The sequence below is a fragment of the Gilliamella sp. W8123 genome (assembly GCF_016101085.1).
Lineage (GTDB): Bacteria > Pseudomonadota > Gammaproteobacteria > Enterobacterales > Orbaceae > Gilliamella > Gilliamella apis.
In genome coordinates this window covers 54,976-68,634 of record NZ_JACFRE010000002.1, presented here as the reverse complement: position 1 = coordinate 68,634, position 13,659 = coordinate 54,976, and the positions used below count along the sequence as shown (strand labels likewise).

Below are 13,659 nucleotides of genomic sequence, written 5' to 3'. Positions count from 1 at the left end.
GGCATTATCATGGACGGGATTATTTGATGATGTGTTCCCTATACACATAGGGATAAACCGAAAATGGTGCGTGCGAATTTAATAATTTTTTCGTGTTCCCTATACACATAGGGATAAACCGTTCTGATGTTTTTCTTAACTGCTGTTTAACTGGTGTTCCCTATACACATAGGGATAAACCGCTAATGGTTAAATCAGCTTTAACTTGGCGCTCGTGTTCCCTATACACATAGGGATAAACCGGGGATCGAATTATATTGCACGCTATGGATGGATGTGTTCCCTATACACATAGGGATAAACCGGAAATAATATTATGGCATATTATAGCATAGAGGTGTTCCCTATACACATAGGGATAAACCGATATTTTGTCAGTTTCGTTTTTAACATTGTGCGTGTTCCCTATACACATAGGGCTATTGAGTTCCCTGTGTGTACAGGAATTAACTTCAAATTCAAACAAACCACCTTCGGGTGGTTTTTTATTGCCCAAACCTTTTAAATAACATACCATTACCCTAAAAAGGAGATGGCATGAAAAGAATTACTTTATTTGGGATAGCTTGTTTTGCTTTGTATGGTTGCGGTAACGATAGTGATGGGCAAAAGGTCACTGAAGAGATGTTACTTGGTGAGTGGAACTGCAAAGTTAGCTCGCAAGAAGCAGAATCAAGGAATGGTAAGTTACAAGATTTTGGTGATCCAGAGTTCGAGGAAAATAAATACATTTTTACCAAAAAAGATGGAAAGCTTTTTGTAAGTTTATCTTTATATAAAGAAGATTTAATACCTTTTAATCTAGAGGATATTTACAAAAGACCTGAGTATACGGAATATGATAGACAAAGAACTCAAAAGATTAAATACCTATCAAAAGATAGTTTTAGTCTAAACGGTACATATACAATCATCGATAAAAACAACAAACCAACTAGCAAATTTAAAGAAGAATATGTTTGTGATCGTATTAAAGAATAAGACGTTTGTTTTCTAGTGAAATTTAACTATTTTTGACCAGCAAAGCTAAATATTACTGGTCAAAAAATTGCTAAAATAGAGTTAAATCTTCGGTTCAATTATTTAAATACAACTAAATCTTTATAAGATTCATTAACAGCACTGATTAACGACCTCACTTGCGTATCACCATCAATAAAAATGTAAACATTATCTAATCGAGGATAATATTGCTTGAAAAATTTTCCACTTTTGGTACCTGCTGGACAAAAATGAAAAACAAGTACATCCTCGCTACAGCATATAGCCATAAAATCATCCCAATAAAAAATTCCTTCCATATCGATCGATTTTATATAAATACCTTCTTCGAAATAAGCACAATAACATTCAACAGGCCATTCAACATTTTTATAGAGTATCTTAGTCAAACGTATTTCTAAATATACATTGAAATAATAATTTACAAGATAGATTAAAATCCCTATATCAATCAATGGAATTAGAACCGAATACTCACCAATTTTGCGGGCCAAAGAAGGAGATGATAAACTTATGATGTACGTTACTATAATAGCTAGGATAAAGGCTATAATCATACCAACGAAAACAATTATTGTCTTTTTAGGGAAATACATACGACGAATTATTTGGGGAATTTTTGCGAAAAGCTCTGCTCGTGATTCAAACCTAATTGTACGCTCAAACAAAAAATGCGATTGTTTAGGATCGAAAGCATAATAAGGTTTTTTTATTCGTTGTTTCATTGATATTCCTAACATTATTCATCTAATGATAAACATAATTATTATAGAACATAATGATTGGATGTAAATTACCTCTTTTATTTCGACTTATCGCATATAAATATTCCCCGATTATTTTATGCTGTCCTATGCCCTCAAAATATTTATTGTTAGTTAATGATGTATAAAAATTATTAAGAGTCTTAATGTAATTCTATTTATCTTTCAACTCATATACAGTACCGTCACCCCAAGTACCAATATAATAGCGACCATTATGATAAGCTAACGCTACTGCTCCAGATAAATTACCAACTAAGGTTGAGACCTTTTTAGTGTTTACATCAATTTGTCGTACCATTCCGGCACCATTATCAATAACGGCAGCAATATTTGGTGCAACTGTGACAATACCAACTCCGGGACGGTTAAAATCCGAACCTAACTCAGTTTTAGTACCATTAGGGCTGATCATGGTTAAACGACCACTGTATTGTGAAACAACTAAACTATTATCAGCTAATTGAGTAACACCAACTGGTGTTGTTAATCCACGCGCAATAATACTTTTTTGCTTGGTTTTAAGATCAAGAGAAACTATTTCACCTGTTGAACGATTAGTAATAAGTAATTGACCTTGATTAGAAAAAGCGATACCGGTAGGAGTATGATAACCATCAGATATTTTTTCTGATTTACCATTACTATCAATTTTTACAATGTAATCATCTCCATATGATGAAACATAAACATTATCTTCTGCATCAATAACGATACCTGCTGGTGAAGATATACCTGAATAAAAAGTCTCTGTTTCTCCATTTGATTTGACTCTCGTAACTGAATTCCCTGACCAATTAGTTACATACATTAATCCCTTACTATCAAACGCAATACCTGTTGGTGCACTAAAGGACGAAGAAATCTTGGTTAAATCAGCCATACAGAATGCTCCATATAAACAACAAAAAATAAATAGTGAAAAATGCAATAATCTTTTCATCATGATGAGTCTCCTTATTAATAAATACCTACAATTTTATTTCCTATGATTACTTTTGATAAGTTGAATGCCAACTAACGCTAAAATTAGATTAACTATTGCCAACACAACACAAATAACTATCACTCCATTCCAAGCCATATTTTGATAAACGATGCCTAATAAATAAGTACCAATACTGCCTCCGGCCAAACAAGAAAGTAAATATAAAGATGAAATTGCACCGCGCGAGTTAATTGGCACAATTTTGTTAAGCATAGCAATAACTAATGGCTGAAGACCAAATACAAATAAAAACAAACTAAAAATACCTAAGCCAATAATAAATAAACTTGAGCTATAGCCAATAGTCACAACCGTTACACATACAGCTAACAAATAAATGATTAAAAGATAGCGTTCATTTATAACCCGTAATAATTTACTGGTAATTATGGTACCAATAACCGCGCTGAGACCGGCAAAATTAAGCCAGCCCAAAACTGTTGCAGATAAGGAGAAAGGTGCACTTTTTAGATAAAATGTTAGTAATGAAGATAATCCTAGGTAAACAAAAAAGAGTAGAAAACCGACAGATAAAAATATAATCACAGTTTTATCAAACAGTAATTTAATTGCCGCTAAATAAGTACCAAGCACACTAGTGGTTGAAGATTCATGGCTCGATTGCTTTATAGCAAAAGGAACAAAAATACATGCTATGGTTATCAAACCAGCATATATTGCGAAGGCAACTTGCCAAGACCAAAAATCTGTCAACATTGCAATCACACTTCGGCTAAAAATAATGCCAACAATCGAAGCTGAGATCATAATTCCCATTGCTTGGGATAATTTATGATTCGGTGTGTTTTTAGCCGTATAAGCGAATAATGCAGCAGGAACAGCTGCGGCAAAAAAGCCGATTAATGACATGATAACTAAATACAAATTAAAATTATCAATAATCACCGATAAAAGTAGGCAACAAACCGCCCCAATACTTCCGATTAGAACAAGTAATTTTGTTGAGACTTTATCTGATAGCGGACCATAAATAAAAAATGCAATAGCATAAAAAAAGCAAGATAAACTAAATACATTTCTGGCAGCTAAAATATCAATATGATAAGTTTGAGAGATCTCTTGAAAGATAAGTTGGCTGATATAAACCGATCCAACTAACAGTACGATTAATAATGCTGACAGCACTATCCTAGATTTTATTTGTACAGGTTCTTCTTTAGATATTGAATCCATAAACAAAATACTAATTAAGAATTGATTAAAGTTAAGAAAGGTTAGCTAACAAAATAAGAATAGAGAAATACATATTTTGTTATACGAAATTCGTATTGCAGAAAAATCACATAAACAAATGCAAAAAATAAAGTTCTCATTCATAATAATAGTCTGAATTGAAATAGATAAATTACACAACCATTTGCAAGCCAGTAAAATAGTTTATTAAGGATAATAAAATTTATGGATATCTATAGCAAAAGATTACCAACAATTAAGCAATTACAATATTTTATTGCTGTTTGTGAAGAACTCAGTTTTACTGGTGCAGCTGAAAAACTAGGTATTAGTCAACCACCTCTTTCAACACAAATTAAAAATTTGGAAGATACTTTACAAAATACACTTTTTTTAAGAAATTCACACAATGTTGTATTAACCAAAGAAGGTGAAATATTAAAATCAAAAGTAACCCAATTATTAAATGATCTTTGCACTATCACTAAATCAACTAAAACAAATACTCTTGAAAAAGTCACGATAGGGACAACAAAAACTCTATCATTTGACTATATTCCTTATTTCAAATTATTTTTGTCAGAGTTTAGAGATGAAACTAAAATATATAAACATAACTACACATCAAAAGAACTACTGCTTGAATTACAAAAAGGCAATATCGATTTTGCAATTGTCTCTGATTATCCAACTAGAGATTTTAGTGAAAACTCATTACTCATTTATCAAGAACCAGTAACATTAGTATTACCTGCAAGTCATCCATGTAGTCAACAAAACAAAGTAAATCTTAATGATGTAACTAATTTGCCGCTGTTTTGGTTTAAACAGCAGGTTAATCCTTTTTTTTACGATCAATGTGAACAAGTGTTCAATAAACTTGAGCATCCACTATCTCGTCGAGCCGAACTTGCTGATAATTTATCTATGCTACTAGAGGTTGCATTAGGTAAGGCGATGATGCTTCTACCACAATCTATGGCACAAGCTAAAGTTGATGGAGTTACCTATAAAAAATTGATCTCAAATCAAGACAAAAAATTAAAAATAAATATTTATCTGATTTGGCGCAAAGATTTAAAAATCACCGCAGTTAATCAGGCGATAATAAATTATTTTAAGCGAGGTTAATGTATAGAATGGCTTCATTAGGATTGCAAAAAACCCCTTTCCTCAAAATTTTCATTTTTTAATAAATTGGTATTTACCGTAATTTGCGTTGCAAACTTTCAATAAAGTTTTCGATAACAATATTGTTATTATATCCACGTTGCCAATTTCTTAAAAACATGACTTGTTTGGGATTTAAATAGATATGCTTTCCTTCAATTTCTACGCTTCGCTCATTTGAAAATAAATGTGCTGAAGTTAAATGTGAATCTGATTGTTGAGCAGTGATATTTCTATGTAAACATTTTTAAGCAATATATTAAGCAATAATAAAAATGTTGCGAAACAGCTTTTTTGAGTGAGTTATTGTTCCGATTTTATAATTACTTACGATTCAAGCAACTTTAACAAATATTGCTTGCTAATAGCAAAGCCATTACAATGAAGCACAATTAACCATAACTCTTTTATTCCTATGATTACTTATGTTAATGCCACTTTAGATGATTTACCTTTTATTGTTGATGTTTATAATTCAACCATTGCTAGCCGTCAAATTACCGCCGACTTACAACCTGTTTCAGTCGAAAGTCGCTATGCTTGGTTTGAGCAACATAATCCGCAAAAACGTCCGCTTTGGTTAATCAAATATCAAAATCAACCTTGTGGCTGGGTCAGTTTGTCATCTTTTTATGGTCGTCCAGCTTATGATAAAACAGTTGAAATCAGTCTATATCTTCATCAAGATTTCCGAGGTAAGAAAATTGGCCAAACCACGGTGGCACAGATTGAAGCTTTTGCCAAACAAGCGGGTATTGATGCTATATTGAGCTATGTTTTTGGCCATAATATTCCAAGCATTAAGCTATTCGAAAAAATGCATTATCAACAATGGGCATTACTGCCTAAAATTGCTGAACTTGATGGTGTTAAACGTGACTTGATTATTTTAGGTAAGCGATTTGATTAAACTTATCATCTAATTTAATGTCAGTTTTTCAAAAGGAAACCATAATATATGTCTATCCTAAAATATGTTCAGCCGATCTATAATCAAGCAAAAATTACCAGTATTTTGATATTGCTTAATATTGCCTGTTTTTTTATTTCTCGACTACTTGATGAGCGGGGATTCTCAACATTCAGTCAGAATAGATTCCTGATTGATTGGGGTGCTGATATTGCTCAATTAACTTTTTCTGGGCAATATTGGCGCTTATTTACTAATATTTTCATGCATGTTAGCTTAACCCATCTTGCCATGAATATGCTAGCATTGTGGAGTATTGGCACTATTCTAGAACGCTTGATACCACCATTAGCATTTATTGGCATTTATCTATTATCAGGATTATTTGGTAGTTTAGCCAGTGATGTTGCCACTATTAATTATAATGTCATTAGTTGTGGCGCATCAGGTGCAATTTTAGGGATTATTACCGCATTACTTGCTTATTGCTTAATTAATCGTACTGACTTACAAGAGATGCCAATCAAATCAATCGTAGTCAGTTTATTACTGACCTTTGGTTTAGGGTTGCTACCTTCTATTGATAATATGGCGCATATTGGTGGAGCAATCACAGGGCTTATTTTAGGCGGATTAATTAGTGTTTGTTTAGAAAAATTCCGCAATCGAAAACAGATCTGCACAATATTAATTATCACGATATTAATAGTTTCATCTTTACTTTTATATTGGGGCTATCAGCATTATCAATTGATAAGTGGCTATCAATATTATTAAAAATAAGGCGCAAATCAGATATTGCGCCTTGTTTATATTCTGTTTAATTGTAAATTAATAACTACTTAACACTCTGGCCGGATCGATTTTACAAGCTCTTTGCGCTGGATAATAGCTGGCAATCAAACTTAGCAACATAGCCGTAATAAATACCAAAATGACATCCAAAAGATGAATTTCTGATGGTAAAAAATCAACAAAATAGATATTGCTGTTTAAAAATTTGTGCCCCATTATTGATTCAACCGCTGCCATAATATTGGAAAGTTGCCATGCCAAAATAGATCCAAGCAATACACCAATCACACTACCAATTAATCCAGAAAGCACACCATACCAAATAAAAATGCGTTTTATTAGACGATTAGTCGCCCCGAGTGTTTTTAGAATAGCAATATCACGTTGTTTATCTTTTACCGCAATAACCAGCGTCGACACAATATTAAAACAAGCCACACCAATAACCACAATCATCGCTAAATACATAATTTGTCTAATCATTTGAATATCACGATACATGAAGCCAAAAGTATGTTCCCAACTGTTAAAACTAAGATCTTCTTCCAGATTCAATATTGCATGACCAATAATAGCACTAGCTTGATAGACATTATCAACATTAACCATTAATCCCGTGACACTGTCACCAATGGCGAGTAACTTTTGTGAATCAGCTAATGGTAATAACGCAACATTGTTACTTAACGTACCACTTAGATCTAAAATACCGTGTACTTGCAAACGAACACGACGAGGAGGCTTAAGTTGCTCAGGATTGTTTGATACAGGAATAAGTAAAGTAACCCACTGTCCTTCATTAACCGCTAACGATTTAGCCAATCCGGCACCTAAAATGATTTGTTGGCTATCAGCTTTAAAATCTTGCCATTTATTATTAAGTACATAGCTAGGTAAAGAACTAATTTTCTGTTCTTGTTCAGGATCAAGTCCTTGTACTTCAACAGCACCAAGCTTACTTCCATTTTCAATCAATCCGGTAAAACTAACATAAGGCGTCACCGATAAGATATTTTTATTCTCTTGTAACTCGGTTTGTACCTGTTGCCAATTATCTAAATTGCCATATTGTGAATAAATTTGGCCATGTGGTACTACCGATAACACCCGATCGTTGAGTTCTCGTTCAAAACCATTCATGGCACTTAAACCAATAATCAATGCGGCAATACCGATAGCAATGCTCAAAGTTGAAATAATTGATATCAACGAAACCATGCCACTTTTACGGCGACCTTTACGAAATTTAATGGCTGTAATTAATGATAAATTCATGTTTAATTATCCATTCACCCTTAATTAACAGAATTACTGGCAGATAACTGGCCATCACTCATAATCAATTGTTGATCAAGTTTGTTCGCTAAAACTAAATCATGAGTTACGACTAAAAACGCCGTGCCGTGTTCACGGTTAAGTTTGATTAACAGATCAAAAATGGCATCAGCGGTTGATTTATCTAAGTTACCAGTAGGTTCATCGGCCATCACTAAAGCCGGATTATTTATCAATGCCCTGCCTATTGCCACTCGTTGACGTTCACCTCCAGATAATTCTGCAGGACGGTGATTAGCCCGTTTAACTAAATTTACCGACTCTAGCATTGCCATAGCGCGTTTTTTAGCCTCACTTGGTGAGGTACCAGCAATTAATAACGGCATCGCCACATTTTCCAATGCAGTAAAGTCTGGAAGTAGATGGTGAAACTGATACACAAAACCAATTTCTTGATTACGTAAATGTGCTTTTTCTTGTTCTGATAACCGATTAAGCTGTTGTGATTTAAATATAATTTCACCTGAAGTTGGTTTGTCTAATCCACCTAATAGATGCAATAAAGTACTTTTTCCTGATCCTGAGCTACCAATAATAGCGAGTAATGATTGCGGATAAATATCAAATGAAACATTTTTTAGTACTTCAGTAACCATTTTGCCTTCTTTATAGGTTTTATAAAGATTTTTAGCTGAAAGAAGTGGCTGTAAATTATTCATAACGTAAAGCCTCCGCTGGTTGAATATTGGCTGCACGGTAGGCAGGATAAAGTGTTGAAATTAGTGATAACATAAGTAATCCGAAAATAATAAATACTATCTGTGAAGGCTCAACTAAACTAGGTAATTCAATACCAGCAAAGGATAATCCAAGCACTGACATCAATTCATTAAGATATGAAGCCACTAACAGTCCTATAGCACTACCAAGTAAAGTACCAATGACACCAGAACTAGCACCTTGAATAATAAAAATCAGCATAATTTTAAAACGTGACAAGCCTTGCGTTTTTAAAATCGCGACTTCTCCTTGTTTTTCCATAACCAACAAACTTAATGAAGTAATAATGTTAAAAGCTGCCACAATTACAATCAAACTGATCAATAAGCCCATTACATTTTTTTCCATCTTGATTGCTTGAAACAATTCACCACGTTTAGCTCGCCAGTCAGTAAAAACTAAATCATCGGGTAACGAACGGTTAGTTACAGATGCGATTTCCAGTGGATGTGTTAAAAATAATCGCCAGCCACTAATATTATTCGCTGGATAGCGTAATAAATTTTTGGCATCAGATTGATTGATATAGATTAATGCTTGGTTAATATCATGATTGACCGAAAATAAACCACTTATAGTAAACAAACGTTGTGATGGAATGCGTCCAACTGGCGTAATCTGGCTAGCATCAGTAACCATTAAGCGAATTTTGTCACCAACCAATACACCAAGTTGATTAGCCAATGTCTGTCCCAGTATCACATTATAGCTACCCGCTTGTAATGAATCGATTGAACCTGTATAAACATAATTTTCTATTGGATCATGATCCTCTGCGGTGATACCCATTAAGGTACTAACCGTAATACTTTGTTGACTTTGTAGTACCACATCACCGGTAATTATTGGCGTAATTCGTTCAACGCCTGGGATATTTTCAAATTGTTTAGAATGAATGACTGTTGTATCGATTCTTCCGGTTTTTGAAGTAATTTGCGCTTGAGGAAAAAACTTCAAGATACTATTTTGCATCTGATCTTCCAATCCATTCATTACCGACAAAACCACAATCAAACCGATAGAACCGAGCATGATGCCAATCATAGATAGCCAAGAAACAAAGCGACCAAACCCATCGGTTTTTTGCCCGTATACATAGCGTAAACCTATATAAAATACTAATGGACGAAATATTTTTGACATAATAGTTATAAAGTACCTAAAGTTTTCAATTAAGTTTAACCAGTTAAATTTTAACTGCTTATCATACAGGATTAAACAGTTATAGAAAACAACCATATAATTACGTTATAATCTTAGGCTAACTTTGTCGCAATTATCTATTATTCTAACATGTCAAAAACATACAATATTTCTAACATCATTCCTAAAAAATCAGGTGAAGTAAAACAAGTCGGTCAACTTGTTGGTTCTTCCCTATCCCAATTTTGTGCACAGGCTATTGCTGCGCACGATGGTTTAGTGGTGATTGTTACCGATGACATGCAACAAACAACTCGTCTTCATGAAGAGTTGAAACAATTTTCAACTTTCCCATCGATTTTTTTCCCCGATTGGGAAACACTACCTTATGATAGTTTTTCACCACATCAAGATATTGTTTCCGAGCGGCTATCATGTCTTTATCAGCTAGGTCATTTAACTAAGGGTGCCTTAATCCTACCAATTAATACTCTTATGCAAAAAGTGTGTCCACAAAACTACTTAGGTGGGCATGTATTTATGATGAAGAAAGGCTTAGCTATAAGCCGTGAAAATCTGCGGTTACAACTTGAAAATGCCGGTTATCGTTCAGTAAGTCAAGTCATGGAACATGGCGAATATGCAACTCGAGGTGCACTATTTGATATCTTTCCAATGGGCAGTGAAAAACCATATCGCATCGATTTTTTTGATGACGAAATAGATAGTATTCGCACTTTTGATGTTGAAAGCCAGCGAACACTCGATGAAATTAATGAAATTCAACTTCTTCCAGCCCATGAGTTTCCTTTTGATAAAACATCCATCGAATTATTTCGTAGTCAATGGCGAGAACAATTTGAGGTAAGACTTGATCCTGAAAGTATCTATCAACAAGTCAGTAAAAATATTTTACCTACAGGTATCGAATATTGGCAGGCACTATTTTTTAACGAACCACTCACGCCACTATTTTCTTACTTTTTACCGAATACGTTGATCATTAACACAGCCAATATTGAACAATTTGCTAATAAATATTGGCAAGATATCACGCAACGTTATGAAAGTCGCAAAGTCGATCCGATGCGACCATTGTTAACACCAGCGGTAATTTGGACAAAAACCGATGAGATCTTTGCCCATTTTAAACAATACCCTCGAATCACAATATCACATACTGAAATTAGTGATTCGAACAAAAGTGTTAATTTACCATTTAGTTTATTACCAGAGATTGCGATACAAATTCAGCAAAAACAACCTTATTTACATTTTCAGCAATTTACTCAAGATTTCCATGGTAAAATCATTTTTTCAGTTGAATCGGAAGGCCGTAAAGATGCCTTACAAGAAATCTTAGGCAGAATACGAATACACCCGACAACTATCTCTCAACTTGATGAATTAGCCAATACCGAAAATCGCTATTTTTTAATGATCGGTGCCAGTGAACAAGGTTTTATCAATCAACAACAAAATTTGGCTTTTATTACTGAAAATGAATTATTAGGTCGTCGAGTTATTCGGCGAAAAAAAGAGAGCAAACAGGCGATCAATACCGATAGTTTAATTCGTAGCTTAGCCGAATTAACCCCTGGTAAACCAGTGGTACATTTAGAACATGGTGTAGGTCGTTATGCTGGTTTAACAACATTAGAGACCGGTGGTATAACAGCCGAGTATCTTATCTTGCTCTATGCGAATGAAACTAAACTCTATGTACCGGTTTCATCACTAAATTTAATTAGCCGTTATTCAGGTGGCGATGAAGATAATGCCCCACTAAATAAATTAGGAACGGATACATGGAGTAAGGCAAGACAAAAGGCAGCCGAAAAAGTACGAGATGTTGCCGCTGAATTACTTGATATTTATGCTGAACGAGAAAGCAAACCTGGCTTTGAATTTAAACAAGATCGTGAACAATATGAGCTGTTTTGCCAAGCTTTTCCATATCAAGAAACTGACGACCAACAAAATGCCATTGGTGCAGTTATTGGTGATATGTGTTCACCTTACGCAATGGATCGATTAGTCTGTGGTGATGTTGGTTTTGGTAAAACCGAAGTGGCTATTCGTGCCGCATTTTTAGCAGTGATAAACCATAAACAGACCGCCGTATTAGTTCCGACCACATTACTGGCCCAGCAACATTATGAGAGTTTTTGTGATAGATTTGCCAATTGGCCAATCCGTATCGAAAGTTTGTCTCGCTTTAAAACCGCTAAACAGCAGCAAGCCATTATTCAAGAACTTGCTGAAGGTAAAATCGATATTGTCATCGGTACCCATAAATTATTACAAGAAGATGTAAAATGGCAAGATTTAGGCTTATTGATTGTTGATGAAGAACATCGCTTTGGTGTTCGTCAAAAAGAACGAATCAAAGCAATGCGCGCCAATATCGATATACTCACTTTGACCGCCACCCCTATTCCACGTACCCTAAATATGGCAATGAGTGGTATGCGTGATCTATCAATTATTGCCACACCACCTGCGCGTCGATTAGCTGTAAAAACCTTTGTTCGAGAATCTGATGATTTAGTCATTCGTGAAGCCATTCTACGGGAAATTCTCCGTGGTGGTCAGATTTATTATCTACACAATGATGTCTCGGATATTGAAAAAGTGGCAGAAAAACTAACGGAATTGGTACCTGAAGCTCGTGTTGCTATAGGCCATGGTCAGATGCATGAACGTGATCTTGAGCGAGTTATGAATGATTTTCATCACCAACGATTCAATTTATTAGTATGTACAACTATTGTCGAAACAGGAATCGATATTCCTAATGCCAATACGATTATTATCGATCGTGCTGATAAATTTGGTCTTGCACAATTACATCAATTGCGAGGTCGAGTTGGGCGTTCGTATCATCAAGCCTATGCTTATTTATTGACACCACATCCAAAATTATTAACTAAAGATGCTAAAAAACGCCTTGACGCTATTGCTACTTTAGAAGATTTAGGTGCTGGATTTGCCTTAGCCACCCATGATCTTGAAATACGAGGTGCCGGTGAATTACTTGGTAGTGATCAAAGTGGTCAAATTGAAACAATAGGTTTTAATTTATACATTGAATTACTTGATGATGCGGTTAAATCACTTAAAGAAGGCAAAGAGCCTACCCTCGAATCACTACTTAATAATCAACAAACTGAAGTTGAATTACGGTTACCAACGCTGATTCCAGATGATTTTATTCCTGATGTTAATACCCGATTATCACTTTATAAACGAATTGCGAGTATTGAAAGTCTAGATGAACTCACCGATATACAAGTTGAAATGCGTGATCGTTTTGGTCAATTACCCGATCCAGTGCTATTTTTATTAGAAACGACTAAAATCCGCTATCAAGCAAGTAAATTGGGCATTACAAAAATCGAATATGGTGAAAAAGGCGGCTTTATAGAATTTGGCTCTAACAACAAAATTGCGATAGATTATTTAATCGAAACGATTCAAAAATCGCCAAAAAATTATCGCCTAGAAGGAACAAATCGATTAAAATTGCTTAAATCTGATTTACAGCGAGTTGATCGCATTGATTATATTAAAAATTTATTAGCTGATTTTGCCGAGCATCAAGAAAAATAGCTAAAAATATAACAGAATATAAAGAG

The 13,659-nt window shown here is 34.4% G+C and carries 11 protein-coding genes and 1 CRISPR repeat array (1 of these 12 only partly in view); of the genes, 5 read left to right on the top strand and 6 right to left on the bottom strand.

The genetic code is table 11. From position 1 onward, the window contains the following. A CRISPR array of direct repeats spans positions 1-427; the repeat unit is 29 nt; unit sequence GTGTTCCCTATACACATAGGGATAAACCG; it reaches 274 nt to the left of the window's first position. Between the two features lie 110 nt (positions 428-537). Continuing rightward, complete coding sequence (locus H3T56_RS03175; RefSeq protein ID WP_198192007.1) at positions 538-981, top strand: hypothetical protein; 444 nt, start codon at positions 538-540, stop codon at positions 979-981. Positions 982-1,079: 98 nt separating this feature from the next. Here H3T56_RS03175 and H3T56_RS03170 read toward each other — a convergent pair whose 3' ends face one another. The 3 genes from H3T56_RS03170 to H3T56_RS03160 form a co-directional block, all read right to left on the bottom strand. Further along, on the bottom strand, positions 1,080-1,727 hold the full coding sequence (locus tag H3T56_RS03170) for a hypothetical protein (RefSeq protein ID WP_086320686.1): 648 nt from the start codon (positions 1,725-1,727) through the stop codon (positions 1,080-1,082). 193 nt (positions 1,728-1,920) lie between these two features. Next, entirely contained in the window at positions 1,921-2,712 is a 792-nt protein-coding gene (locus H3T56_RS03165) for a hypothetical protein (protein ID WP_198192005.1), read from the bottom strand. A 33-nt stretch (positions 2,713-2,745) separates the two neighbouring features. Next, positions 2,746-3,948 (bottom strand): MFS transporter, encoded by a 1,203-nt coding sequence (locus tag H3T56_RS03160; protein ID WP_198192003.1) that lies wholly within the window; start codon positions 3,946-3,948, stop codon positions 2,746-2,748. Positions 3,949-4,173: 225 nt separating this feature from the next. On the opposite strand from H3T56_RS03160, the gene H3T56_RS03155 reads away from it, so the two are divergent. The 3 genes from H3T56_RS03155 to H3T56_RS03145 all read left to right on the top strand — a co-directional run bounded on the left by H3T56_RS03155 (position 4,174) and on the right by H3T56_RS03145 (position 6,805). Beyond that, on the top strand, positions 4,174-5,079 hold the full coding sequence (locus tag H3T56_RS03155; RefSeq protein ID WP_086360706.1) for a LysR family transcriptional regulator: 906 nt from the start codon (positions 4,174-4,176) through the stop codon (positions 5,077-5,079). A 454-nt stretch (positions 5,080-5,533) separates the two neighbouring features. After that, the gene (locus H3T56_RS03150; protein ID WP_065651075.1) at positions 5,534-6,028 is read left to right on the top strand and encodes a GNAT family N-acetyltransferase; all 495 of its coding nucleotides are present in this window, start codon (positions 5,534-5,536) and stop codon (positions 6,026-6,028) included. Positions 6,029-6,076: 48 nt separating this feature from the next. After that, positions 6,077-6,805 carry a rhomboid family intramembrane serine protease gene (locus H3T56_RS03145; RefSeq protein ID WP_198192001.1) on the top strand — a complete coding sequence of 243 codons (729 nt, stop codon included), beginning with the start codon at positions 6,077-6,079 and terminating at the stop codon, positions 6,803-6,805. Positions 6,806-6,859: 54 nt separating this feature from the next. Here the strand turns inward: H3T56_RS03145 and lolE are convergent, their stop codons facing one another. From lolE to lolC, 3 genes are read right to left on the bottom strand one after another with little or no spacing between them, the layout of a single operon-like run. After that, positions 6,860-8,098, bottom strand: a complete 1,239-nt coding sequence (gene lolE, locus H3T56_RS03140) for a lipoprotein-releasing ABC transporter permease subunit LolE (RefSeq protein ID WP_198191999.1) — start codon at positions 8,096-8,098, stop codon at positions 6,860-6,862. 20 nt (positions 8,099-8,118) lie between these two features. After that, positions 8,119-8,817 (bottom strand): lipoprotein-releasing ABC transporter ATP-binding protein LolD, encoded by a 699-nt coding sequence (lolD, locus tag H3T56_RS03135; protein WP_065578691.1) that lies wholly within the window; start codon positions 8,815-8,817, stop codon positions 8,119-8,121. Continuing rightward, positions 8,810-10,012: a lipoprotein-releasing ABC transporter permease subunit LolC gene (gene lolC, locus H3T56_RS03130; protein ID WP_198192115.1), complete on the bottom strand. Its 1,203-nt coding sequence runs from the start codon at positions 10,010-10,012 to the stop codon at positions 8,810-8,812. The genes lolD and lolC overlap by 8 nt, the downstream gene beginning before the upstream one ends. 159 nt (positions 10,013-10,171) lie before the next feature. Here lolC and mfd point away from each other — a divergent pair, with 159 nt between their 5' ends. Next, positions 10,172-13,633 carry a transcription-repair coupling factor gene (gene mfd, locus H3T56_RS03125; protein ID WP_198191998.1) on the top strand — a complete coding sequence of 1,154 codons (3,462 nt, stop codon included), beginning with the start codon at positions 10,172-10,174 and terminating at the stop codon, positions 13,631-13,633. Positions 13,634-13,659: the final 26 nt, after the last annotated feature.

Excerpts from the sequence above, each read along its gene's own strand:
- H3T56_RS03175 (WP_198192007.1), top strand. The coding sequence starts at position 538 with ATGAAAAGAATTACTTTATTTGGGATAGCTTGTTTTGCTTTGTATGGT.
- H3T56_RS03170 (WP_086320686.1), bottom strand. The coding sequence starts at position 1,727 with ATGAAACAACGAATAAAAAAACCTTATTATGCTTTCGATCCTAAACAA.
- H3T56_RS03165 (WP_198192005.1), bottom strand. The coding sequence starts at position 2,712 with ATGATGAAAAGATTATTGCATTTTTCACTATTTATTTTTTGTTGTTTA.
- H3T56_RS03160 (WP_198192003.1), bottom strand. The coding sequence starts at position 3,948 with ATGGATTCAATATCTAAAGAAGAACCTGTACAAATAAAATCTAGGATA.
- H3T56_RS03155 (WP_086360706.1), top strand. The coding sequence starts at position 4,174 with ATGGATATCTATAGCAAAAGATTACCAACAATTAAGCAATTACAATAT.
- H3T56_RS03150 (WP_065651075.1), top strand. The coding sequence starts at position 5,534 with ATGATTACTTATGTTAATGCCACTTTAGATGATTTACCTTTTATTGTT.
- H3T56_RS03145 (WP_198192001.1), top strand. The coding sequence starts at position 6,077 with ATGTCTATCCTAAAATATGTTCAGCCGATCTATAATCAAGCAAAAATT.
- lolE (WP_198191999.1), bottom strand. The coding sequence starts at position 8,098 with ATGAATTTATCATTAATTACAGCCATTAAATTTCGTAAAGGTCGCCGT.
- lolD (WP_065578691.1), bottom strand. The coding sequence starts at position 8,817 with ATGAATAATTTACAGCCACTTCTTTCAGCTAAAAATCTTTATAAAACC.
- mfd (WP_198191998.1), top strand. The coding sequence starts at position 10,172 with ATGTCAAAAACATACAATATTTCTAACATCATTCCTAAAAAATCAGGT.